The following is a 24,360-nucleotide window of genomic DNA, read 5'->3' as shown; positions in this document are numbered from 1 at the left end:
GGTGGTGATAATGAATAACACTCATCGCCACCACGCAAATACCTCTGTGAACCTCAGTTTTTTTCTCTGTGGTCTCTGTGGTAAAAAAATCAACAAATACACCTCTACTTCAAATACTTATCATACCATTTAATATAACGCTCTACCCTATCCACCTGGTAGCTGGGAATGCTGATGCCGTGGTTTTGGTTGGGGTAAAGTATCAGCTCGGCAGGTACGCCAAGTGATTTTAATGCCTGGTACATCTGCTCGCTGCCGGCGGTTGGCACGTTAAAATCCTTCAAGCCCGACATAAACAACACCGGGGTCTTTATCCTGTCGGCATGTAAGAAGGGGTATGATATTTTGTTGTACACATCAATGTTCTTCCATGGCTGTCCCAGTTCGTTATCGTACTGAAGAATATATTGGTCTATACCGTAGTTGGCAATTTGCAGCGCGCTGCCGGCACCACTTGCTGCGGCTTTGAAGCGGGTGTCGCTGGCTATCAAAAAATCGGTAGTGATACCGCCGTAGCTCCAGCCGCCTACGCCTAGCTTATCGGGGTCGGTAATGCCTTGTTTCACCAATTCGTCAACCGCGCCATGCAGGTCTATCACCTCTTTATTGCCCCAATCGGCGGCAATGGCGCGGGTGTATTCAATCCCCCTGCCCGAGCTTCCCCTATAGTTCACCGCCGCCACCGCATAGCCGGCACTGGCCAAAACCTGGCAGGTAGCATCAAAGCTATAATCATCCTGTGCTACCGGGCCGCCGTGTACAAACAAAATAAAAGGCATTTTTTTGGTGCTGGTACTATCGGGTCTGTACAATACGCCCGACACCTTTGTACCATCCTTGCTTGTTGAGCGGAAACCCGTAACCTGCGCCAGCGTAACCTTGCTCAGCCAATCCCGCTGCTGATAGGTGAGGCGACGTAACTTACCTGCTTCCAGGGCATATATCTCATAAGGCATATAAGGGTCGCTCAGCGTAATCACCCAACTACCTGCGCCCTGCGCGGCAATATCGCCCAGGTTTACTTTGCCGCGGGTTGCGGGTATAATGTTTATCTTTTTATTGGCGAGGGTATAAGTTGCTGCATAACGTTCCCGGTCATCATCTACCAAAAAGGCAATAGTTTTGCCATCCTTGCTCCAATCCGGGCTATCTACGGGGCGGTCGAGGTCTTTGGTTAGCAACTGCGTAGCGCTGCCGTCGGCATTCATCAGGCATAGCACGTTCTGACTGTACATGTTGTAGCCCTCGCTGTTTTGGCGCAGGTAGGCGATGTATTTGCCATCGGGACTGTACTTGGGGCTCACATCGTGCCCTTTCCAGGTAGTGAGTTGTTTTACGGCACCATTGGCTTTAGCCTCTACCACAAAAACATCGGCGTTCTCGCTCCTGTCGGGATCGGCATCGCGGTTGCTTACGAATGCGATGCTCTTGCCATCGGGAGCCCATGTTGGCGAGCCTTCGTCAAAGTTGCCCTTGGTTAAGGTATCCAGTTTTTTGGTGCCGATATCGAAGAGGTAAAGGTGGTTATGATCATGCTCCAGGTAGCCCTGGTAATCCTGCTTAAAATGGTAGCGGTCTACCACTATTGGCTTAGGCGTTTTTGGCGCTTCTTTGCCGGCATTTTCCGGGTCGCCAATAACCATAACCAACCTGTTGCCGTCGGGGCTCCATTCGTAATCGCCCAGGTCGCCTTTTATATCGGTTACCTTTTGGGCTTCGCCGCCGCGGCGGTCCAGCAGCCAAAGCTGCGAGCCGTTCTTAGAATCTCGCGAGGACAAAAACGCCAGGTATTTACCGTCGGGGCTCCAGCGTGCGCGTGAGGCGGGCTGATCGCCAAAGGTAAGTTGTATGGACGATTTGCCATCCCAGCTTTGCATCCACAAGTGCGATACGCGTTTATCTTTGGCCGTATCTACCGTAGATACGCCATAGGCAACCCATTTGCCATCGGGCGAGACCTGGGCATCGCTAACGGTTGGGATTTTGTAAAAATCGGCGGGTTTGAATGTTTTTTTATCTGTTTGGGCAAAAGCCGCTGTGGCTAAGCAGCCCAAAAGTAAAAATGGTAAAGTTATTTTCATGCTGAAGGAATATCTGCATGTAATGTATAAAATTATTGATAGAAAGGCAAGGGTTGATAGTTAGTTGGTAGAGCTTGGAGCATAGAGATTAGATTATAAAATATTCTACAATCGTTATCTGCAAACCATCTTTTAACCAAAAAAACGAACATGAGGCCTGTACGCAGGCCCCGCATTCGTTTTTTACACTACCTTGCCGATTTATCTTATCAGGGGGTTGTATTATTTATCGTGTTTGGTCCATACCAGCTTGTTCACATCGTAGCCCAGGCTTTTTGCCTGTTTTAAATACTCTGTTATGATGGCTGGCGGGATGGTTGTTTCCCTTGATAATAGCCACAAATATTCCAGGTTATTCCCGGCTACCATGGCATATTTGTAATCTTTGTCAATAGCGATAACATTATACCCGGCATAAAATGGCCCAAAGAACGAAACTTTCAGGCGTGCGACATCGTCATTTTCAACAAATTTAGCTTTGCCTGTACTCTCTTTCCATTCTTTTTTAAGGTAGTTATAACCTTTATTATCCACTTTTATAGATCCGTCATCCTTAAGTGTGTAATTGGCCGTAACGTTATTCAGGTTTTTTTCGAATTTAAAATCCATTCGGCATATCTCATACCATTTGCCCAAATAACGATCTTTTTGGAAAGGCTTTACCGCTTTAGCGCCTTTGGGGATGGACACGCATGAAGAAAAACTAACGATTAAAGCTGCGGCCCCAATGCCGGCAAGCGCTATTTGCCACTTTTGTATTTTCATGCTTTAGCAACTGTGTAGTGCGGGTTTTGTTTGTAGGAAGAAAGTAAACGTTTAAAACCGTATCGATGGATAAACTCTAATCTCTCTACACTCATCCAAGTATAGCCACTTGTACAGGCGCGGGGTTATGCTTCAAATTGATTTAAGTTGAAATCCCTGTCTACAGTCCCCTTTATCTTCGTTTTAATGACGATGGCGGCTATGGCGGACGGTAAATCGGATAACTTTAAGGGGATTGTGGGCACCGCTACCAAATGATAATTTAAATCTGCAAAATGATTCAGCACGGTACGGTCAAACGCAAATAAGCCTTTGCATGCCATTGTGACAAAATCAGATAAGTATAAGTCATCAGCTTTGCCAACGATTTCTTTTAAAGATGGATTTATAATAAATTCACTTCTTATTTCATCGTTCCAAAAATAATCTGCTAATAATTCAGTATCGTGTTTCGAAGATGATACGGATGAGGGTAGCTTACCACCTCCGGAAGCAACGAAAGCAATATTTTCTCCATCTGTAAAAAACCAATCGATATCTGAGGTTTGCTGTTCAATTTCGGTAATCATATGTGTATTTAGATAACAATTGTTGAAAATAGCAGGTTGGCAGCGAACTAACATCCAACTGGCAAAGAAGGCTTATTTTGTTTTACCGCTAAGCGCCGTTCTTTGAAAGGAACAGCAATGAAGATGGGAGCTTAAAAATAACAACCGCCAAGCCGCTTTCAGTGCCGTTATTCTTTAGCCGACCGTTCCTTGAAAGGAACGGCAATGAAGATGGGTAACTGAGTAACATATACTATCAATCCACCTTCATTGCCGATCGGCTTTAGCCAACCGTTCCTTGAAAGGAACGGCAATGAAGATGGGTAACTGAATAACATATACTATTAATCCACCTGCATTGCCGTTCGGCTTTAGCCAACCGTTCCTTGAAAGGAACGGCAATGAAGATGGGTAACTGAATAACATATACTATTAATCCACCTGCATTGCTGTTCGGCTTTAGCCAACCGTTCCTTGAAAGGAACGGCAATGAAGATGGGTAACTGAATAACATATACTATTAATCCACCTGCATTGCTGTTCGGCTTTAGCCAACCGTTCCTTGAAAGGAACGGCAATGAAGATGGGTAACTGAATAACATATACTATTAATCCACCTGCATTGCCGTTCGGCTTTAGCCAACCGTTCCTTGAAAGGAACGGCAATGAAGATGGGTATCTGAATAACATATACTATCAATCCACCTTCATTGCCGTTCGGCTTTAGCCAACGGGAAATTATATAATACCCGCCTTCTCCAATTCCACCTGCATCTGCTGCTGCAAACTCAAAGCCTCTGCCCTCGCTGCTTCGGCAAAGTCTTCACCCTTGCTGGCGTAAATAATAGAGCGTGATGCGTTTACGATGAGCCCGCAATCTGCCGTCATGCCGTATTTGCACACATCTTCCAGGCTGCCGCCTTGTGCGCCAACGCCGGGAACTAAAAGAAAGTTATCAGGCGCGTACTTACGGATATTGGCAAACTCGGTGCTTTTGGTAGCACCCACTACGAACATCAGCCTATCGGCACCGGCCCAGGTATTGGCCTTCTGTATTACGGCTTCGTAAAGGAAACCCTCGCCGGTGTTGAGGTACTGAAAATCCTTGCTCCCTACCGATGACGTAAGCGCCAGGATAATCACCCATTTGCCCTCATATTTTAAATAAGGCGTAACGCTGTCGTTCCCCATATAGGGCGTAACGGTTATGGCATCAAAGCCCATCCCGGTAACATCTTCGTTAAAAAAAGCTTTGGCATAATTATCAGAAGTATTGCCAATATCGCCGCGTTTGGCATCTATAATAGATAAACAATCCTTGGGCAGGTACTCATAAGTAGAAATAAGGCTTTGCAGGCCCGCCATGCCCCTGCTTTCGTAAAAGGCGGCGTTGGGCTTGTAGGCTATGCATAAATCCCTGGTAGCGTCAATGATGCGCTTGTTGAATTCGAACGCCGGATCGGGGTATTCTTTCAGGAAATCGGGAATTTTTTCTACATCTGTATCTAATCCCACACATAAAAAAGTTTTCTTTTGTTTTATCTGGGCTATAAGTTGCTGGCGGGATATCATCTTAATGTTTTGTTTCGATGCCAAAAATCTAAAAAAAACCACACAACCTGTTATTTTTTTATTAAATTTGCATTTCAAGAATATTTCATTAAAATTGCATCGTTTTCCTCTGCATTTCTTGCTTACAAGAAACAATTTTTATCACCACGTCATTATTGTTGATACTTACCTGGCTTAAATATTGCATATACAGGGTTTGCAAAACAATCTTTCAACTAAAAAATCCTTTTGAACTATAATTCATATCATGTCCGATACAATAGAATTGAACGACAAACTCGTTTCTGAGTTGCGCGATATTGCTAGGAGTTTGGGTATTGCCACTGCTGATGAGCTTAGGAAAGCCCAGCTTGTTGCTGCAATAGTTGAACAACAGCAATTAATAGAAGCCGCCAGGAACCAACAAAGCATCACCGAGAACAATTACGCGCCTAAGCCTACAGGCGAAGATACTGAAGCACCAGCCGAAGCGGAACCAGCCGAAAAAACACGCAAAAGAACGCGTGTTGTAAAAGCCAAAAACGAACCAAGGGTAGAAGTACCTTTAAACGATACAAACATTTTTGAGCAGGAAGAAGACGAGTTGGAAAACAACAACCGCGGCAACTTTACGCCTGCTGTTTCGGCTACTACCGTTGAAACCGATGAGGAACAGGCGATAAGGGCAGAACAGCTGCCTGCCGAAGCCCGCCCCCAGAAATTCGAACGTCGTGTAAACAACACAGGCAACGGCCCTGCGCAAAAAAACCAGGAACCCGCTATCAACCTCGATTTTGATAACGTTATCGTAAACGAGGGCGTACTGGAAATTATGCCCGATGGCTACGGTTTCCTCCGCTCTTCTGATTATAACTACCTCACATCTCCGGATGATATTTACGTATCGCAATCGCAGATAAAACTTTTCGGCCTTAAAACCGGCGATACCGTACGCGGCAGCATACGCCCGCCAAAAGAAGGCGAAAAATATTTCCCGCTGGTACGCGTTGAGGCCATCAACGGCCGCATACCTGCCGAAGTGCGCGACCGCGTACCTTTCGACCACCTTACCCCGCTTTTCCCTTCGGAGAAACTAAGCTTGTTTACTGATGCCGGTAATTATTCTACCCGCATTATGGACTTGTTCTCTCCTATTGGTAAAGGTCAGCGTGGTTTGATTGTGGCGCAGCCAAAAACAGGTAAAACCATGTTGCTGAAGGATGTGGCTAACGCAATAGCCAAAAACCACCCCGAAGTCTACCTGATCATCTTACTGATAGACGAACGCCCCGAGGAGGTTACCGATATGGCCCGCAGCGTACGCGCCGAAGTGGTATCATCTACCTTTGATGAGCCCGCAGAGCGCCACGTAAAAATTGCCAACATTGTACTGGAAAAAGCAAAACGCATGGTAGAGTGCGGCCACGATGTGGTTATTCTGCTGGATTCTATCACCCGCTTGGCACGTGCTTACAATACTGTTGCACCGGCATCAGGTAAAATATTATCGGGTGGTGTGGATGCCAACGCATTGCACAAACCAAAACGTTTCTTTGGTGCGGCCCGTAACATCGAGGATGGCGGTTCGCTTACCATTATCGCTACTGCTCTTACCGAAACCGGCTCTAAAATGGATGAGGTTATCTTTGAAGAATTTAAAGGTACCGGCAACATGGAGCTTCAACTGGATCGTAAACTGTCTAACAAACGTATCTTCCCGGCTATCGATATCACTGCATCGAGCACCCGCCGCGACGATTTGTTGCTGGATCGCGATACGTTACAGCGTATATGGATACTACGTAATCACCTTGCCGATATGAATTCGCAGGAAAGCATGGAGTTTTTACAGGCCCAGATAAGGGGTACAAAAACCAACGAAGAGTTCCTGATTTCGATGAATTCATAATATATTTATAAATATGGAGTTATAATTTAGCACAAGCTTAATCTATAATTCCATGTTTTTAACTAAAATTATTATACCTTCATAACCAATTATGAGGAGGCGAGTAAAAAAACATCTTCCAAATGCCATTACCTGCGCAAACCTGTTCAGCGGTTGCGTTGGTATCGTATTTGCGTTTCAGGATAACCTGGTTATAGCGGCTTATGCCATCTTTTTGGCGGCGATCTTCGATTTTTTTGATGGGTTTGCCTCAAGGGTACTCAATTCCACATCGTGCATAGGCAAGGATCTGGATTCGCTATCGGATATGGTGAGCTTCGGCGTATTGCCATCGGCCATCGTTTACGAGTTGCTTTCGCGCTCGCCGCAAATACCCGGTATTGGCGAATATGTTAATTACGCAGCGTTTTTGTTAGCCGTATTCTCTATGTTGAGGCTGGCCAAATTCAACAGCGATACCCGCCAGGCAGATAGCTTTATAGGCCTGCCTACCCCGGCTAATGCTATCCTCATTGCATCAATTCCGCTTATTATGCTGCAGTACGATGGCTTAAGCCGTTACATACTCAACCCTTACGCCATTTTGGTTTTTATTGCTTTGATGTGTACGCTGCTGGTGGCCGAGATACCGCTGATGTCGCTCAAATTTAAGAACAGTGATTTCAACAAAAACTTTTACCGTTATTTATTGCTGCTGTTTTCGGCAATACTGATACTATTTTTTAAATTTGCGGCAGTTCCGGTGGTTATTGTAATGTATATCACCTTATCTTTAATTCAACTAAAATTTGCCGACGATACCATCCTAAGCAGAAACAAACACGCTTAGCTAAGTATCTTCCTAACTCAAGTACACAGATGAAAAAATTCCTGGCCGAAATAGACGTAATGCCGAAAAAAGAAATTCTGGACCCTCAGGGCAAAGCCGTAACTGGCAGCATGAAAAACCTGGGTTTATCAGAAATACAGAACATACGTATAGGCAAACACATTACGCTGGAAATTGAAGCCGACAGCACCGAAACTGCGAGCGAAAAAGTAGACCAGGCCTGTAAAAACCTGCTTGCCAACCTGATTATGGAAAGCTACAGCTTTAAGCTGGAAGAAGTTGCTTAAGGAAGCAAGACTGTTAGATACAAGAATCAAGATAGAAGACAGGGTGTCTGCGGATAGTTTGTCGTAAATAAAAAGAGGCGATCATATAAATGGTCGCCTCTTCTATTTTGTGAATTTCCTCTTTTTTCTTGACTCTTGACTCTTGACTCTTGAATCTTGAATCTAATAGTCTTGTGTCTTTAAAGGTTCGCTTCCTTCTCAATCTTAATTTTATCTAGTTCTATCAGGTTTTTGTTCACCATGGTTTTTACCATGTTAAATGTTGCGATAATTTCGGGCGGGTTAGCAGCGCCTTGCTTGCAGGCAATCTCAACTTCCTGTATGGTGGCCTGGCACCACGGCATGCCAAAAAAGCCCAGGTTGGGTTTCAGTTTGTGCGAAGCCTGTGCGGCTACTACCCAGTCTTGCGCATCAATAGCAGCAGTTATGCTGGCCAGCAATTGCGGGGTCTGCTCTAAAAACATGCCAATAGAATCTACAATAAATTCATCGCTGCCATCGGCAATTTCGTATAAAAAGGCAAGATCAAGGTCTTGCGCTGGTATGTTATAGGCCATTGTACTGGTTTATATGTCAAAAGTATAATTTTTTTACAATCAAGCTGTCTTTTAACTCGTTTTTGAGCACTAAAATATTTTTATTCAGCACAGGGTGAAGCATATCCGGCGCAAGTTCGGCCAGGGGTTCCAGCGTAAAACGGCGATTATGCAGCTGCGGATGCGGCACTACCAGGCCCGGCTCGTCAATCACCTCATTTCCATAAAACAATATATCGATATCAATGATACGCGAACCCCATTTCACCTCTCGCGTGCGCCCCATCTGCAGTTCTATAGTCAATATCTTTTCCAGCACGTTTCTGGCCGGCAGGTCTGTTTCTAACTGTATAACCTGGTTAAGGTAATCTGGTTCATCTGTTTTGCCCCATGATTGCGTTTCGTAAACTGCCGAAGCGTTGATTACCTCCGAAATTTGCTGCCGCACGTGCTCAATAGCCTGTTGCAAATGCAATTGCCGGTTGCCCAAATTGGTACCCAAGAGTAAAAAAACGCTAACCATGTTGTAACAAATGTCATATCCCCGGCTCTTAATAAGGTTAAGCAGGGCTATTTTAGTAAGTTTGCATATATAAATGATTTATAACAGTTAATGAAACAATTCTTCAAATTTGTATTCGCCACGGTTGTGGGCATCATCATTTCTACCGTAATTTTTGGGGTGGTATTCGTCCTGATCATTGTGGGCCTGGTTAGCGCGGCCGGTTCAGACAAAACCGTAGATGTTGACTCCAACTCTATCCTGCACGTAAAAATAGATTACCAGATAAACGAACGTACCGCCAATAACCCGCTTGCCGGCATTGGTTTTCTGGGTTTCGATGGTGAAAAATCATTGGGATTGAACGATATCCTCGCCAGCATTAAAAAAGCAAAAGACGACAACAACATCAAAGGCATCTTTTTAGATGAAAGCTACATGATGCAGGGCCAGGCTACTACCGAGGAACTGCGCAACGCACTGCTCGACTTTAAAAAGTCGGGCAAATTTGTGGTGGCTTACTCCGAAATTTACACCCAGGGTTTTTATTACCTGGCTTCCGTTGCCGATAAAGTGTACTTAAACCCCAAGGGCATCATCGAATTCAAGGGCTTTAGTTCGGATGTTACCTTTTTGAAAGGTGCGCTGGATAAGTTGGGCATCGAGGCGCAGATTATTAAAGTAGGTACTTACAAAAGTGCAGTAGAGCCATACTTCCTTACCAAAATGAGCGATGCCAACCGCGAGCAGGTGACTTCGTACCTCGGTTCTATGTACGATCATTTCCTTATCGGCATAAGCAAGAGCCGCCATATCAACAAAGATTCGTTATTCAACTACGCCAACACCGGCCGCATACAGGAGCCGGAAGATGCTTTGAAATACAAACTGGTTGACGGTCTGAAATACAAAGATGAAATTTTAAGCGACCTGAAAAACCGTACCGATATCAACGAGAAAGACGACCTGCACAGCGTTGAACTGGGCGAATACTTAAAGAGCAGCCCTAAAGACGATGGTAAGGAAGATGACGACGATAAAAAGAGCTACTCCAAAAACCGTATTGCGGTGATATACGCCTCGGGCGAAATTAGTGGCGGCGATGGCGACGATAACAGCATCGGTTCCGAAAAGATATCAAGGGCCATACGCAAAGCCCGTACCGACGATAAGATAAAAGCGATTGTTTTGCGCGTGAACTCACCCGGTGGCAGTTCGCTGGCATCTGACGTGATATGGCGCGAGGTGATGCTAACCAAAAAGGTAAAACCCATCATCGTTTCTATGGGCGATGTGGCAGCATCCGGCGGATATTACATCGCTTGCGCAGCTGATTCTATTTTTGCCGAGCCGAATACCATCACCGGTTCTATAGGCATCTTTGCGGTGCTGCCTAATATGCAGAAATTCTTTAACGATAAATTAGGCGTTACTTTCGATGGCGTAAAAACCGGCAAGTATGCCGATTTGGGCGATGTAAGCCGTCCCCTTACTCCAGAAGAACGCGCCATGCTGCAAAAAAGCGTGAACCGTGGTTACGATACTTTTACTAAAGCTGTTGCCGATGGCCGCAAAAAAACACAGGCCTATATCAACTCTATTGGCCAGGGCCGTGTGTGGACTGGTCAGCAAGCTTTAAAGATCGGCTTGGTTGACCGCCTGGGAAATATCAGCGATGCCGTTGCATCTGCCGCAAAAAAGGCGAACCTGAAAGATTACCAACTGGTAAGCTACCCCGAGCAAAAGAGTGTATTGAGCAAATTAGGCCAGGGTTTCTCCGCACAAATGAGTGCCCATTTAGTAAAAGCCGAGCTAGGCGAAAACTATAAATACTACCAGCAGATAAAAGGCGTAACCCAAATGATGCGCACCCCGCAGGCACGTATGCCTTACGAAGTGGTAATAAGATAATTTTGTTAAATATTTTGATGGAAAAGCTGCCTGCGAGGGTGGCTTTTCTTATTGGGGCGTACCTTCAAACCATCTTAGACAATCAGTAGCGTTTACTGCCACAGCAATATTTATTTGCCCCTCAAATTTCTCGGGGATCCAGCAATATATCAGCCTACTATATTCATTTTTCGTGAAATAAAACCAAGTATCAATAGGCGGACAGTCAAAAATGTCAATTAGTCCATCCGAGTGAGCTTCGGAACATCCATCCACTACAGTATTATCAACCTCTGCTATCAGTATTTTACCTTTAAAACTAGTCTGCCGTTTATCCAACTTCACCACATGCATTTTATTGGCTAATTGTTGGTCAAACAAATCGTTATAAATCACCATATCGTCGTCTCTCCATGGATCGACCGACCAACCCGCTTCAAAATAAGTCATGGTTTCCCCTTCATGTTCTCCCGGTTTAAAGGTAAATACCTTTTGACCATTACATTTCGGGTTAAAACTCCTCAATATCTCAGCTACAGATTTCTCCGTATTGGCCAGCTGCATTTCGCAATAAGCTTGCGTTAGCAGTAGGTTTTGGGCAAATATTTCATGGTTAATTTCAGGCATCTTTCTAGCAGTCATTTGGTTCACCTCCTACCGGCATTAAACCTGCCCGTGTTGAGCACACCTTTAGGGTTCTCCATCCAATCGAATACCTCGAGTGCGTTCACAGCAATGCCTTGATCAACCGTTTCAACAAATGGTTCCGGTATCCAGGCAAATAAAATCGGCCATTTATCACCCTGCCCTATATAAAACCAAGTATCTATAGGTGGGCAATCATTACCATCTATAAACCCTTCAGTCTCCGCTTCTGAAGCACCATCCGGAAGTGCTTCGTAAATGTCGGCCATCAAAATTTGGCCTTTCACGGAAGTTATTTTTTGAACACCGGCCAATGCATTACGTTTATATTCTAATTGGAGTTCCAAAAACTTATCAAACAAACTCTCGTTGAGTGGGTCTGTATTGTATTCCAGGTATGTATAAGGCCCGTCCAAAAAATGAAACATTGGCTTACCATCATATTCAGGATTAATGCTACGCAATATTTCCGAAACATGTTTATCCGTATTGACTAACTGCATTTCGCAATAGGCTTGCGTTAACAATAGGTTTTGGGTGAATATTTCATTGTCGATGTTGTGCATATCAGGCGGCGATGTATCAACCAAAAAAGTACGTAAAGATTTGAGTTAACACGAATTTATTCGAATTAAATCGAATTCCACGAATTTTTAGCTCAGATAGTTAGAAATAATCATGAGCCGGTTTTGTGTTAATTGAGCTTAATTCGTGGAATTCGTGTTCACTCATTTCTTATTCACTCAACAAAACCGCTATGCCCATCTGCGCCTACCTCCGCGTTCTCTGTGGTTAAAAACAGATATGCGATAATGTTGTTCAATAATAAAAGGCATTTTTGCCCTTGCCTTTTGTATTTTTACCGCAAACCAATTTATGGAAAATAAGCCCGTAGCCCGTACGCTCCGCCTGTTGTCGCAATTGATGGAATTGCACGAGGCTAACCCCTTCAAAATAAAATCAATAGCCAATGCGGCTTTTAAAGTAGATAAGCTGCCCTTCCCTATTGCCGGTAAAACCGTTGCCGAATTGGAGAAGATTGATGGCATAGGCAAAAGCCTCGCCGCCAAAATTGCCGAACTGCTGGAAACCGGCACCATGACCGAACTGCAGGAAATGCTGGATAAAACCCCCGAAGGCGTCGTAGAAATGATGGGCATCAAGGGCATCGGTTCCAAAAAAGTGGCCACCATTTGGAAAGACCTGGGTATAGAAAACGTAGGCGAATTGTACTACGCCTGCAACGAAAACCGCCTGATAGAAGCTAAAGGCTTCGGACTGAAAACGCAGGACGAGATACGCAGGCTCATCGAGTTCCGGATGGCGGGGAACGGCAAATTCCTGTACGCACAGGTAGAGGAAGAAGGCAAACTGCTGATGGATGAGATAAAAGGCATTTTCCCGGAGGCACTGAAACATTTCGCAGGGGAATTCCGTCGATTGAACGAAATCATTACCGAATTGGTGATTGTTGTGGGCAGCTTGAACAAGCAGGTTGCGTTTGACGCGCTTGCCAAATCGAATATTTTACAGAATGTGAGCTTGAACGGCGACCATATTGGCGGCGAACTGAAAAACGGGCTGCTGGTTGATATTATATGTGTAGATAAAGCGCAGTATTATAAAGAACTTTTCATCAACACCGGTACAGACGAACACGTAGAAGCCGTGATGGCCCTGATGACTGAAGAGCTGGATGAACCATCGAGCGAGGAATTCATTTATCAAAAAGCCGGGCTGGCCTGGATGCAGCCCGAACTGCGCGAAGGTGATACTTTTATAGACCGCGCGGCTACCAAAAAGCTGCCAACGCTGATTACTTACCACGATTTGAAAGGCACCCTACACAACCACAGCACCTGGAGCGATGGCGTTAACACCGTGGAAGAAATGGCCCTTTACTGTCGCGACGTGCTGAAACTGCAATACCTGGGCATGTGCGACCATAGCAAGAGCGCCTTTTACGCAAAGGGCCTCAGCATAGAGCGAGTGCTGCAGCAACAGGAAGAAATAGACCACCTCAACAAAAAGCTGGAGGGATTCCATATATTCAAGGGTATCGAATCGGATATATTGAACGATGGCTCGCTGGATTACCCCGATGAGATACTGCAACGATTCGATTTTATCGTAGCATCGGTACACAGCAACCTCAAGATGGCCGAAGACAAGGCGACAGCCCGATTGATAAAGGCTATCGAAAACCCGTACACCACCATATTGGGCCACCCCACCGGCAGGCTGCTACTGAGCCGCAAAGGGTACGATATCGATTACAAAAAAGTAATAGATGCCTGCGCCGCTAACAAGGTAATCATCGAAATTAACGCCAACCCGGTACGCCTCGACCTCGATTGGCGCTGGCACCAATACGCATTGGAAAAGGGCGTTATGCTATCCATTAACCCCGATGCACACCGCACCAGCGGTTTCCTGGATATGGAATACGGCGTAAATGTGGCCCGTAAAGGTGGCCTCAGCAAAGAAATGTGCCTGAATGCCTTATCTTTGGACGAAATTAAAAAGGTTTTTGAAACGAAGAAGCCAAAATAAACAGACAACCCTGAATCCGTTGTCACGCAAAGACGCAAAGGCGCCAAGATTATAACCACTTTGCGCCTTTGCGAGAAATTACTCAGGCGATAACAGTAAACACCCTATGCGACACAACCTCGAACAAACCCTCTTAGATAAAATAACCGATACCCCTACCCTTGCGGCCCGCATACAGACCTGGAAAGCGGAAGGCAAAAAGATAGTTTTCACCAACGGCGTGTTCGATCTGCTGCATTTGGGCCATATTACCTACATGGCCAAAGCAGCAGAACTAGGCGACAAGTTGGTTATCGGGCTCAACGCCGATGCATCGGTAAAACGTTTGAAAGGCGAAAGCCGCCCCGTTAACGACCAAAGCAACCGCGCTGCGGTACTGGCGGCCCTGTTTTTTGTTGATGGCATCGTACTATTTGAAGAAGATACCCCCCGCGACCTTATCGTTACCCTGATGCCCGATATTTTGGTAAAAGGTGCCGATTATACCATCGAAAATATTGCCGGGGCCAAAGAAGTACTGGCCAATGGCGGCGAGGTAAAAACCATTAGCCTGGTAGAGGGTTACTCATCTACCTCTATTATCAACAAGATACGGGCAAATAGTGTAACCGGGTAATCATACCAAGATGAAAATACTGGTTATCCGCTTCAGTTCGATGGGTGATATTATTTATACCACCCCTGTGGTACGCTGCATCAAAAAGCAGGTGCCCCATGCCGAAGTGCATTTCATCACCAAACCAGACTTTCAGTACATATACAATAACAACCCCTACCTGGATAAACTCCTGCTGCTGAAGCCCAGCCTGGCCGAAACCATTGCCGATATTAAACAGGAAAAGTACGATTACATCATCGATTTGCATAACAACCTGCGCACGGCCATCATCAAACTGCGAACGGGAGTTAAATCATACACCTTTAAAAAATACACCATCCGCAAATGGCTCAGCCTGAAGCTAAACCTTAAACTGGTGCCCAATACCCATATTGTTGACCGATATTTAAAAGCTGCCGAACCACTAGGCGTTGTAAACGATGGCAAGCCGATAGACTATTATGTGGGCGAGCACCAGTTAAAAGACTTGCTTCCGGCCAGCCATCAAGATGGCTTTGTAGCCTTTATTATAGGCGCAACGCACTTCACCAAACGCCTGCCCAACCCAAAAATCATCAGCATCTGCCGGGATATAAACCTACCTGTAGTACTGCTGGGCGGTAAGGACGTAAGGGCCAACGGCGATGAAGTGGCCGACGCAATGGGCCCTAAAGCCTACAACGCCTGCGGGGTAACATCGCTGGATGAATCGGTTTTCCTGGTATCAAAAGCGCAAAGCGTTATTGGTTTTGATACGGGGTTGACACATATTGCTGAAGCTTTCGACAGGCCCATCGTATCTATCTGGGGCGGTACCGTGCCCGATTTATTGGGCGTACAACCCTATATGGTAAAGGATGCCCTGGTTGCCGGTACGGATATAAGCTGCCGCCCCTGCTCCAAATTTGGGCTGGAGAAATGCCCGCTGGGTCATTTTAAATGCATGGTTGATATGCCCGAGGCGCCGATAACCGCCTTCGTAAATACCCGCGAGAAATAATTCGCTGCAAATCAAACAATAAGAAGAGGATACTGGCCATTCCTTTTTTTTGTTAAATGCAGTTTTCACTATAAACCATCCCATCATGAAAAAACTCATTCTCTCCTTGGCTTTTTTAGGCGTATCCATCGGCGCTTTTGCACAAATACCGTCAGTGGGTATTAAAGGCGGCATTAATATTGCCAAAATATCCGGTTCTGATGGCAGCGGCGGCACCTCAACTTCCGGCACATTAACCACGTTTTCGGTAGGTGCATTTTTAGATTTTAAGGCGGGCGCCTTGTCCGTTCAGCCGGGTTTATACTATACCGGGAAGGGATCTAAAAGCGATAACCAGATTAGTTCAGCATCCGGTTCGCTCAATTTGAGGTATTTGCAGGTTCCTGTCGATTTCGTATTCCATTTACCCGCCGTTGTAGGTAATGTGTACATAGGTGCCGGCCCCTATGTGGCATTTGGCATATCTGCCAGGTCGAAAACATCGGTAAGTGCATCAAACACCAGCACATTAGATCTCAGTTTTGGCAATGATGCCAGCCAAATCAAACGCATGGACTATGGCGTGCAGGGCATCGCCGGCTTCCACTTCAATTCCGGATTTTTGATAGGTTTGAACTATGATCTCGGGCTGAGCAATATCACAAACGATAGCAGCATAAAAAGCAAAAACCGCGTATTGGGTGCGGCTATAGGTTTTACATTTTAAAAAAACACGAATTTTCACGAAAGAGGATCAATTTCACGAATTATCCTGCTTTTAGCGGCCTTTCGAGGCGCAATACGGAAGCTAAAATTCGTACAGTCCGACTCAATCAGTGTAATTCGTGTTAACTCATTGGTTCAGTTTTTGCTCCTGTTTTTTTTATACTTTTAAAACCGATGAAAAAACTACTCCTGATACGCCATGCCAAAGCCACCCACGAAAGCGGCTACACCGATTTTGAACGCCCGCTTACCGAAAAAGGCATCACAGGGGCCGAAGCCATGGCCGCTCATTTGCTGGAAAAAGGCATCATTCCGCAGCTTTTTGTTACCAGCCCTGCTCTGCGCACCCATACTACAGCCAATATTTTTACCGATACGTTGAAGCTTAACCCTTCAACCATCATCAAGGCGATTTATGATGCAGGCGAACCTACCCTAATGCGCATCATCAACGAGTTACCTGCCGAGCAGGATTTCGTTGCACTTGTGGGGCATAACCCCGCCGTTGCACAAATACTATACAGTTTAAGCGGTGCCATCAAAGAAGTGCCGCCGGGTACCGTAGCGCTGATTGAGTTTGATTTGGATAGTTGGGAAGAGATTTATGAAGATTCGGGCAAGCTTACTTACTACGATAACCCCAAAATTTAATTGATGCAATAAGCTTTGCCCGGCAAGGAGCGGATGAAGCCCTGCAGCTCCATATCCAACAGGGCCATAGCCAGTTGACTTACCGGCATATTGGTTTTGATGCTGAGGTCGTCTATAGCCAGCGGTGTTTTGTGCTCGCGGATGATCTCGTAAATGCTCCGTTCGCCGGGCGATAGATCAATAGCCAATGTCAGCTGTTCGGGTGCACCCTTCAGTTCGCCATTCTTTTCCCAGCCCAAGCTGTAAGCTAAATCGGCAACACAGGTGAGCAATTGCGCTTTGTTGTTGCGTATCAAAAAGTTGCAACCTTCAGAATACTCATCGCCCAACCTGCCTGGGAAGGCAAATACATCCCGGTTATAGGTGTTTGCAATTTCGGCAGTTATCAATGCGCCGCCTTTTAGGCCTGCCTCTACCACCACGGTAGCATCGGCCATACCGGCAACAATGCGGTTGCGCTGCGGAAAATTCTCCCTATCGGGATTGGTTCCCGACGGATATTCTGTGAGCAGGCCGCCATTCTCCAGCATCTTATCGGCAGTGGCCCGGTTTTGCGCGGGATACATCCTATCGAAACCATGCCCTAGCACCCCTACTGTGGGTACCCCCGCCCGCAGGCACTCTTTATGTGCGGCTACGTCAATACCCAGGGCCAGGCCGCTGGCAATCATGATATGGTATTCCTGCAATTCTTCAACCAGTTGTTTGCATAGTTGCTTGCCGTAATCGGTAGCGTTGCGGGTACCTACTATGCTGATGATGCGCGGCATATTTAAGTTGGTAGTGCCCCGCGAATACAGCAATAAAGGCGCATCGTGGCAGTTCTTCAGTCGCCGAGGGTAGCGTGCATCGGTATAAAACAGTACGTCGATATTGTTCCTGTCGATGAAATTCAGCTCCGCTTCGGCACGGCGCAGGGCCTCATCAAAATCGGCCTCGCGCAGCGTTTTTGCGCCAACGCCCCTGGCTTTGCTAAGCGAAGATTTAGATAGGCGGAATATCTGTTCGGCATCGCCAAACTGGCTCATCATCGATCTGGCCAGCACGGGGCCTATCTTTTTAATAAATGTTAAAGCAAGCTGGTGTTGTAGCGACATAGTTTTAGATGCCCTAAAGTAGCAATAATCCTAATATTATTAGCAAAATAACGAAATTTAGTTTAGATGGTGAATTGAAATTTCACGCAAAGGCGCTAAGCCGCAAAGGTGTTTTTATTATGTTACGGGTTTGGCAATTTCTGGCTTTGTTTCCCATTCAATCGTATTAATGTAAAAATATCAGTTACCTATAGCATTGTAGCTTTCTTTGCGTCTTAGCGCCTTTACGTGAAATAAAACTTCAAAAAACTACAAAAATAGTTTGCAAACTATAAAAATAGTTTTACCTTAGCCTAACTATAAAAATAGTTTGCTATGAAAGTAAAAGAACTCACCAAAGCCGAAGAGCAGATCATGCAGATACTGTGGCAGTTGAACGAAGCCATCGTAAAAGATATCATCGAACGCATACCCGAACCTAAGCCCGCTTACAACACCGTATCTACCGTGGTAAGGGTGCTGGAGGGCAAAGGTTTTATCGACCATAAGGCCTACGGCAACTCGCATGTGTACTTCCCTATCGTGAGCGAAGACGATTACAAGAAATTCACCTTCGATAAGCTGATGAAAAACTACTTCAGCGATTCGTACAAGAGCCTGGTATCGTTCATTGCGGATGAAAAGAACCTGGGTCTGAAAGAACTGGATGAGCTGACCGAACTATTGAACAACCTTAAAAACAAAAAACAATGAACTGGCTGCACTACCTTGTTGAAGCAAATATTTACCTGGGGGTATTTTATTTGTGCTATTGCTTGTTCCTGAACAACGAAACCCATTATGTGCTGGGCCGCGCTTACCTGCTGTTTAGCTGCGTGGTATCGTTCGTATTGCCGGTTACACAACTCAGCATGCTTAAACCGGTGGAGCAAATAACCTTGCAGCCGGTTGCTTACACCCCACCCGCAGTGAACGGTAGCCACTTGCCCGAGATAACGATAGATGAACCCGTTGCGCAAATAACCATGCCGGATGTACTGTTTTATGCCTACATCATAGGTGCGGCTGTAACACTAATCGTGTTGGGTTACCGCCTGTATCGCCTGTCGCTGCTTACGCGCAAGAGCAAATCTCGCTATGCAGATAAGTATAAACTGATACAGCTTAAGGGCGATAATACGGCGTTTTCGTTCTTCAATTACCTTTTTATTGGTACCGAAGTGCCCCAGGCAGATACCATTATAGCGCACGAACTGGTACATATCCGCCAACGGCACTCGGCAGATATTATGTTTGTGGAGCTGCTTAAAGTGGTCAGCTGGTTTAATCCCTTTATATACCTGCTGCAACGTAGCCTGCGCACCCTGCACGAGTACATTGCCGATGAGCAAACTGCCGCACAAGAGCGTGATGCACTAACCTACTCTGCCTTTTTGCTCAATAATGCCTACGGCATACAAGGCTCGCCCATAGCACATTCTTTTTTCAATTATAATCTCCTAAAAAAGCGAATCATCATGTTAAATCAAAAACGATCAGGCAACTTAGCAAGGCTAAAGTACCTGGCCGCAGTCCCCCTCTGTGTAGGGATGCTGTGCGCATCAACCCTCGTGTTTAGTAAAAATTATGCGTTCATCGACCTCGCACCTACAAAACCCGTGCAAGCCGAAATCCGCATAGACGAGCCCATAACCAAAACCATTAAGTATTTTAAAACGGTAGATAAGGTTAGGGATTTCACAGCCTACTCCGATAACCTTTCATTTACCCACAAGGGGGTTAAAAAGGTGTTTTTTGCCAAGAGTGTTACCCCTACCGAACTCGATTACATCAAAAAAACCGTGAATTTTACAGTAGAGGTAATTGATGTAGATAGCCAAACACTAATGCCGGTTTCTGCAGCTAGTGATGCCAAAAGCGATACCACCCGTAAATTACCCCCACCGCCGCCACCTGCACCCGCTAAACCAAAAAAAGCGGCAAAATTAGCATTGAGCAAAGCAGGCACCCCACCACCGCCGCCGCCTGCGCCCGTTAAACCCAAAAAAGCGTCAAAATCAGCATTGAGCGAAGCAGGCACCCCACCCCCGCCGCCGCCTGCACCCGCTAAACCCAAAAAAGCGCCAAAATTAGCATTGAGCAATGCAGGCACCCCACCGCCGCCGCCACCTGTGATAGTGATAGATGAACCCACTTCCCCACCCAGTCCCCCGAGTAAAACGATAGACACAGTAAGGAATTACAGGATAACTCACGACAAACCTAGAAAAACAAAAAGAGTTAAACCTGTAGTGGTATCATATGCACGCAATTATAACATCGTGATCGATTCTCCGGTAGTTGTTACCAACACGCAAATCAGCATAAAGCCGAAAGTTAAACCTGTAACTACACTAAATTTGAAAAAAGTTAATGTAAAAACCGCACCGGTACTTAAGCTGGATATTAAAATAGATAGCCCGGCAACCCGGAAACCGTAATTACCCTTTTACGTAGATAACCTGCTTGGTATCAAAAAAATCCTCCTCAAAATAATCCTTGAGGTAGAATTGCTGAACGGCTAAACCCGACTCGGCAATTTCTTGTGTTAGGTCCCCCCCTTTTAAATAGAGTATCCCGCTGGCCAGTTTATTGGTAGTAGATTTGATGAACTTGCCTTTTACCCATGGGTAAAAATCTTTCAATTGCGTAACCGCACGCGATACCACAAAATCAAATTTCTCCTTTATTTCTTCGGCCCTTGCGTGGGTTCCTCTTACATTTTTCAGCCCTAAAGCTGCCGCAACCTCATTAACTACCTTTATTTTTTTGCCGATAGAATCAACCAGATGAAAGCTTGTTTCGGGGAAAAGTATGGCTAAAGGAATGCCGGGGAAGCCACCGCCGGTGCCTACATCAAGCACCGTTTCGCCAGGCATAAAGGGCATTACTTTGGCTATACCCAGGGAATGCAGCACGTGGCGCTCGTAAAGTAAATCAATATCCTTACGCGATATCACGTTGATTTGGTTGTTCCAAAAGGTGTAAAGTTCTTGCAGGCGGGCAAACTGTTCCTGCTGAACAGGCGTAATATCGGGGAAATACTTCAGGATCAGATCAGATGTCATCCTTATTGTGCTTGTTGATGATATTGCCCAGTAAGAACCGGGCTCTGAATAATTGTGCCTTAACGGTACCCAGGGGCAAATCCAGGTGCTGGGCAATCTCCTCGTACGATAATTCGTCGAAATAGCGCAGCGTTATCAGGTTACGGTATCGCAGTGGCAAGCTTTCTATCAGCAATTTCAGCTCCTCGGTTTGCTGTTTTTTAATGGATGTTTCTTCGGGATTGAGAACATCCGCCTTTATCTGCAGCGGCTTTTCGTCGCCATCTTCATCCAGCATACCGTGAATGGATTGCGTATTGAGCTTCTTTTTGCGGATAAAATCGATACAGTTATTGGTAGCCACGCGGAAAAGCCAGGTACTAAAAGCGTATTCGGGCTGGTACTTTTCCAGTTTTTCGAAGGCTTTGGCAAAGGTTTCCACGGTGAGGTCCATCGCATCTTCCTTGTTGTTTACCATCTTCAGCACCATAAAATAAATGGAATCTTTGTAACGGTGCATCAGATCGGCATAGGCCTTTTGGCTCCCCTCGCGGGCTTTCACCACCAGGTAAAAGTCGTTCTTCGCGTTCTCGGTAAAATTTGCGTTTACTTCCATCTGGTGGTTTTTATAAAAGTACCTATCAATCCAAATACGTTTAAGTAAAGGTAGTAAATCGCATCAAAAAAAGGCAATACCCAAAGTATATCCCCGACATCCAGCTTCTTAAAAATCCTGCTATAAATAATGAATTGCAAAATCATCCTAAAGGCTAATACGCCCCCGGCCAGCAGCGGCTCGAACTTAAATACCAGGCAAAGCGCAAATAACACGTAAAATAAAAATCCGCTGACGGCATCAATACTCAGCATTTGGCGGTGCCTGTTCTTATACTCTTTACCTACCCCCATATGGCGTTTTTTTTGCTTAAACCAACTGCCTAAAGTGGTTTTGGCTTCGGTATAGGTAAAGGCATCGGGGTGTATTTCTATTACCGTATTCTCGGCTGAGGCGTTTTGGTTTACGAACAAATCATCGTCGCCGCTGAGGATATGCATATGCGATGCGAAGCCTTTTGAGCCAAAAAACAAGGTTTTGGTATAAGCCAAATTACGCCCTATGCCCATATATGGGTCGCCGCGAAGCGCAGCCGAAAGGTAGTTGATGGCGGTTTTAACGGTTTCGAAACGAACGAAAGCATTGAGGAAACTACGCCCCCGCAAGTATGGTGAATAGCCCAAAACCAGTTGGGTTTGTCCCTCAAACCTGGCGGCCATCCGGGTTATCCAGTGTAGTGTAGCAGGCTTGCAATCGGCATCGGTAAATAAAAGGTGCTCGTTTTTGGCGGCTTTAATCCCCAGCGTAAGGGCAAATTTTTTGCCGGTTTTGTAACGGTCGTGCTCGGTAATGGTCACGATTTTAAGGTGCGCAAACTCGCGTTGGATATCTTCCAGCACCACGTCCGACCCATCATAAGAGCAATCGTTCACCACCACCACCTCATAATCGGGATAGGTTTGCTGTAGTATATAAGGCAGGTTTGCGGCCAGGTTTTTGGCTTCGTTACGGGCGCTGATGATAACAGAAACCGGGATACTAACATCCGGCAAAGCCTGCGAAGGCGTATAACCATATAACTTGGTATGATTACCTACTAAGTAATACAGCTGAATAATAAAACATAGCTGAAATAGAACGAATAACGCCTCTTGAATATAAGCTTCCAAACCCCTTAATAATAAGGTGCAAAAGTGCTAAAAAAGGTTGAAACGTTGGAATGTTTTAAGGTTGAAAGGTTTGTTTTTTAAAGGTTTTTTGTGTAGATTATAGGCAAGCTTACGGCTACAACTGCCTGAAACGGAAACGGCCCCTAATATCAGGTGCCGTTTCTGTTATTTGTTTTCGTGCTTTTTCAGCATCCAATCAGGTATGGGGTGTAGGCGAAGGAATTGTTTGGCGCGCTCTGCCTGTTCGATAAAAACAGGGTCATTTTCGTGAGTCTTCATGGTATTATCTATAATAGGTTCGCCAAATCCAATTATAGTATTTACTTTTTTTACTTCGGACATAAAGCAAGGCATTACTTTTTTAGATACTCCTCGGGCAATCCTTTCAAACCATTTTTGCGTATAAATTCTTTAGCCTGTTCTGCTTTCTTAACAAAGTAGGGGTCATTACTCCTATCTTTTACTTTATCACTTATAACACCATTATGACTAGCTTTCCGTAATTCCATATTTATTTCCGAGACAGTGCGATTTCGATAACATTTCTTTAATGCGTAAGGAATTTCATTTTTTTTAGCTTCCAACGCTTTTACCCACCCTCAATAAATGGGAACTAGGGTAATTTCAGTTTGCCAAGTTTATAAAGCAGCTATTAGCTAATTTTACTTTTTTACCTGAATGGGAAAAGTGACATTGGCAAGCCGCTTTTTGGCTTTCTCAAGCTTTTCAATAAAAAATGGATCATTATCAAAGCTACTCTCACCAATAATTGCTACTGGTTTACCAAATCCTTTCTCGTAAGGCACCTTTTTTGTTTCTGGCATGACTTTAAATTTACTATATCAAATTTACTATTTTTCTTTCCTTTTCACAAGAAATGCCTCATAGTTAACATTCAATTGAAAACTTTCAAAGCCGTCGTCTCTAAACCCGTATACCTCAAAACCAGGCTTAATATCGTTTAACATGCGTCCTATGCTCATTTGATACAGTCTCGTTTTCGCCGGCGTATTCCCTTCGGCATAGATGTAATGGTTACCATGATGATCACAAAACTCATTGATTGTTGTGGCAACTGTTGCCAAAATCCTGTCTCTATCCTTATTATCCGTTATTGCTAAATCGTCGATTATGCCCGTCAACGCATCTACGTCACCGAAACCCAAATTATAAATAATAGGATTATCCCGAGCTTTAACAAATTTAACAACCTTCCTTATCAACCCTCTCGGGCCTTCACTGTAAAAAGTGTACTCTTGAGCGTCGTCGGTTGCGTAGTAAGGATATCTTTCTAAATTCATTAATTATGTAATGCTGTAGGTTGACATCCCAAACTTAATGTTTTTTCTGTATCATACACCCGCCCCTTCATCTCCCCCAAATTGCAAATTCATCTTCAATATACCCCTATCATCTAAAATAACTACATTAGCGTAAACAACCAATTAACCGCCGATTTCTG

General features: G+C 45.1%; 26 protein-coding genes. 11 read left to right on the top strand and 15 right to left on the bottom strand.

Going from position 1 to position 24,360, the window contains the following annotated elements:
* Nucleotides 1–104: 104 nt before the first annotated feature.
* The 4 genes from E2R66_RS17270 to pyrF form a co-directional block, all read right to left on the bottom strand.
* Nucleotides 105–2,081: an alpha/beta hydrolase family protein gene (locus E2R66_RS17270; protein ID WP_133232758.1), complete on the bottom strand. Its 1,977-nt coding sequence runs from the start codon at nt 2,079–2,081 to the stop codon at nt 105–107.
* 222 nt (nt 2,082–2,303) lie between these two features.
* The gene (locus E2R66_RS17265) at nt 2,304–2,846 is read right to left on the bottom strand and encodes a lipocalin family protein (protein WP_133232760.1); all 543 of its coding nucleotides are present in this window, start codon (nt 2,844–2,846) and stop codon (nt 2,304–2,306) included.
* 125 nt (nt 2,847–2,971) lie between these two features.
* Nucleotides 2,972–3,415: a hypothetical protein gene (locus E2R66_RS17260; protein ID WP_133232762.1), complete on the bottom strand. Its 444-nt coding sequence runs from the start codon at nt 3,413–3,415 to the stop codon at nt 2,972–2,974.
* A 717-nt stretch (nt 3,416–4,132) separates the two neighbouring features.
* Nucleotides 4,133–4,963, bottom strand: coding sequence for an orotidine-5'-phosphate decarboxylase (pyrF, locus tag E2R66_RS17255; protein WP_133232902.1), 831 nt, complete (start codon nt 4,961–4,963; stop codon nt 4,133–4,135).
* A gap of 250 nt (nt 4,964–5,213) precedes the next feature.
* Here pyrF and rho point away from each other — a divergent pair, with 250 nt between their 5' ends.
* From rho to purS, 3 genes are all read left to right on the top strand, one after another.
* Nucleotides 5,214–6,854 carry a transcription termination factor Rho gene (gene rho / locus E2R66_RS17250; protein WP_133232764.1) on the top strand — a complete coding sequence of 547 codons (1,641 nt, stop codon included), beginning with the start codon at nt 5,214–5,216 and terminating at the stop codon, nt 6,852–6,854.
* Between the two features lie 91 nt (nt 6,855–6,945).
* A complete protein-coding gene (gene pssA, locus E2R66_RS17245; protein WP_133232766.1) occupies nt 6,946–7,683 on the top strand; it encodes a CDP-diacylglycerol--serine O-phosphatidyltransferase in 738 nt (245 codons plus the stop codon).
* Between the two features lie 29 nt (nt 7,684–7,712).
* Nucleotides 7,713–7,970, top strand: a complete 258-nt coding sequence (purS, locus tag E2R66_RS17240) for a phosphoribosylformylglycinamidine synthase subunit PurS (RefSeq protein WP_133232768.1) — start codon at nt 7,713–7,715, stop codon at nt 7,968–7,970.
* Between the two features lie 179 nt (nt 7,971–8,149).
* On the opposite strand, the gene E2R66_RS17235 is transcribed toward purS, so the two are convergent.
* Together E2R66_RS17235 and folK are read right to left on the bottom strand one after the other, a co-directional pair.
* Complete coding sequence (locus tag E2R66_RS17235) at nt 8,150–8,527, bottom strand: Hpt domain-containing protein (protein WP_133232770.1); 378 nt, start codon at nt 8,525–8,527, stop codon at nt 8,150–8,152.
* A gap of 16 nt (nt 8,528–8,543) precedes the next feature.
* On the bottom strand, nt 8,544–9,029 hold the full coding sequence (folK, locus tag E2R66_RS17230) for a 2-amino-4-hydroxy-6-hydroxymethyldihydropteridine diphosphokinase (protein ID WP_133232772.1): 486 nt from the start codon (nt 9,027–9,029) through the stop codon (nt 8,544–8,546).
* A gap of 90 nt (nt 9,030–9,119) precedes the next feature.
* On the opposite strand from folK, the gene sppA reads away from it, so the two are divergent.
* A complete protein-coding gene (gene sppA / locus E2R66_RS17225) occupies nt 9,120–10,919 on the top strand; it encodes a signal peptide peptidase SppA (RefSeq protein WP_133232774.1) in 1,800 nt (599 codons plus the stop codon).
* A gap of 48 nt (nt 10,920–10,967) precedes the next feature.
* On the opposite strand, the gene E2R66_RS17220 is transcribed toward sppA, so the two are convergent.
* Together E2R66_RS17220 and E2R66_RS17215 are read right to left on the bottom strand one after the other, a co-directional pair.
* Nucleotides 10,968–11,540 carry a hypothetical protein gene (locus tag E2R66_RS17220; protein ID WP_133232776.1) on the bottom strand — a complete coding sequence of 191 codons (573 nt, stop codon included), beginning with the start codon at nt 11,538–11,540 and terminating at the stop codon, nt 10,968–10,970.
* 5 nt (nt 11,541–11,545) lie between these two features.
* Nucleotides 11,546–12,109: a hypothetical protein gene (locus E2R66_RS17215; RefSeq protein ID WP_133232778.1), complete on the bottom strand. Its 564-nt coding sequence runs from the start codon at nt 12,107–12,109 to the stop codon at nt 11,546–11,548.
* 310 nt (nt 12,110–12,419) lie between these two features.
* Here E2R66_RS17215 and E2R66_RS17210 point away from each other — a divergent pair, with 310 nt between their 5' ends.
* From E2R66_RS17210 to E2R66_RS17190, 5 genes are all read left to right on the top strand, one after another.
* On the top strand, nt 12,420–14,096 hold the full coding sequence (locus E2R66_RS17210; RefSeq protein ID WP_133232780.1) for a DNA polymerase/3'-5' exonuclease PolX: 1,677 nt from the start codon (nt 12,420–12,422) through the stop codon (nt 14,094–14,096).
* A 106-nt stretch (nt 14,097–14,202) separates the two neighbouring features.
* Nucleotides 14,203–14,712, top strand: coding sequence for a D-glycero-beta-D-manno-heptose 1-phosphate adenylyltransferase (gene rfaE2, locus E2R66_RS17205; RefSeq protein WP_133232782.1), 510 nt, complete (start codon nt 14,203–14,205; stop codon nt 14,710–14,712).
* Nucleotides 14,713–14,722: 10 nt separating this feature from the next.
* Nucleotides 14,723–15,694: a glycosyltransferase family 9 protein gene (locus E2R66_RS17200; protein WP_133232784.1), complete on the top strand. Its 972-nt coding sequence runs from the start codon at nt 14,723–14,725 to the stop codon at nt 15,692–15,694.
* Nucleotides 15,695–15,779: 85 nt separating this feature from the next.
* Nucleotides 15,780–16,400: a porin family protein gene (locus E2R66_RS17195; protein WP_133232786.1), complete on the top strand. Its 621-nt coding sequence runs from the start codon at nt 15,780–15,782 to the stop codon at nt 16,398–16,400.
* Between the two features lie 173 nt (nt 16,401–16,573).
* Nucleotides 16,574–17,050, top strand: a complete 477-nt coding sequence (locus E2R66_RS17190) for a SixA phosphatase family protein (protein WP_133232788.1) — start codon at nt 16,574–16,576, stop codon at nt 17,048–17,050.
* Here the strand turns inward: E2R66_RS17190 and dprA are convergent.
* The gene (gene dprA, locus E2R66_RS17185; RefSeq protein ID WP_133232790.1) at nt 17,047–18,147 is read right to left on the bottom strand and encodes a DNA-processing protein DprA; all 1,101 of its coding nucleotides are present in this window, start codon (nt 18,145–18,147) and stop codon (nt 17,047–17,049) included. The genes E2R66_RS17190 and dprA overlap by 4 nt on opposite strands.
* 315 nt (nt 18,148–18,462) lie before the next feature.
* On the opposite strand from dprA, the gene E2R66_RS17180 reads away from it, so the two are divergent.
* Nucleotides 18,463–18,840, top strand: a complete 378-nt coding sequence (locus E2R66_RS17180; RefSeq protein WP_133232792.1) for a BlaI/MecI/CopY family transcriptional regulator — start codon at nt 18,463–18,465, stop codon at nt 18,838–18,840.
* The gene (locus E2R66_RS17175) at nt 18,837–20,567 is read left to right on the top strand and encodes a M56 family metallopeptidase (RefSeq protein WP_133232794.1); all 1,731 of its coding nucleotides are present in this window, start codon (nt 18,837–18,839) and stop codon (nt 20,565–20,567) included. Before E2R66_RS17180 ends, E2R66_RS17175 begins: the two co-directional genes overlap by 4 nt.
* On the opposite strand, the gene rsmG is transcribed toward E2R66_RS17175, so the two are convergent.
* The 6 genes from rsmG to E2R66_RS17150 form a co-directional block, all read right to left on the bottom strand.
* Nucleotides 20,568–21,194 (bottom strand): 16S rRNA (guanine(527)-N(7))-methyltransferase RsmG, encoded by a 627-nt coding sequence (rsmG, locus tag E2R66_RS17170; RefSeq protein WP_133232796.1) that lies wholly within the window; start codon nt 21,192–21,194, stop codon nt 20,568–20,570.
* Nucleotides 21,184–21,789: an RNA polymerase sigma factor gene (locus tag E2R66_RS17165; RefSeq protein ID WP_133232798.1), complete on the bottom strand. Its 606-nt coding sequence runs from the start codon at nt 21,787–21,789 to the stop codon at nt 21,184–21,186. The genes rsmG and E2R66_RS17165 overlap by 11 nt, the downstream gene beginning before the upstream one ends.
* Nucleotides 21,780–22,898 (bottom strand): glycosyltransferase, encoded by a 1,119-nt coding sequence (locus E2R66_RS17160; RefSeq protein WP_133232800.1) that lies wholly within the window; start codon nt 22,896–22,898, stop codon nt 21,780–21,782. The genes E2R66_RS17165 and E2R66_RS17160 overlap by 10 nt, the downstream gene beginning before the upstream one ends.
* Before the next feature lie 353 nt (nt 22,899–23,251).
* On the bottom strand, nt 23,252–23,482 hold the full coding sequence (locus E2R66_RS17155; RefSeq protein WP_133232802.1) for a hypothetical protein: 231 nt from the start codon (nt 23,480–23,482) through the stop codon (nt 23,252–23,254).
* Nucleotides 23,483–23,560: 78 nt separating this feature from the next.
* Nucleotides 23,561–23,722, bottom strand: a complete 162-nt coding sequence (locus tag E2R66_RS28395; RefSeq protein ID WP_158288435.1) for a hypothetical protein — start codon at nt 23,720–23,722, stop codon at nt 23,561–23,563.
* Between the two features lie 27 nt (nt 23,723–23,749).
* A complete protein-coding gene (locus tag E2R66_RS17150; RefSeq protein ID WP_133232804.1) occupies nt 23,750–24,199 on the bottom strand; it encodes a DUF6934 family protein in 450 nt (149 codons plus the stop codon).
* Nucleotides 24,200–24,360: the final 161 nt, after the last annotated feature.

This window comes from Mucilaginibacter psychrotolerans (assembly GCF_004519315.1).
GTDB classification, from domain to species: domain Bacteria; phylum Bacteroidota; class Bacteroidia; order Sphingobacteriales; family Sphingobacteriaceae; genus Mucilaginibacter; species Mucilaginibacter psychrotolerans.
This window is presented reverse-complemented; position numbering and strand designations above follow the sequence as displayed.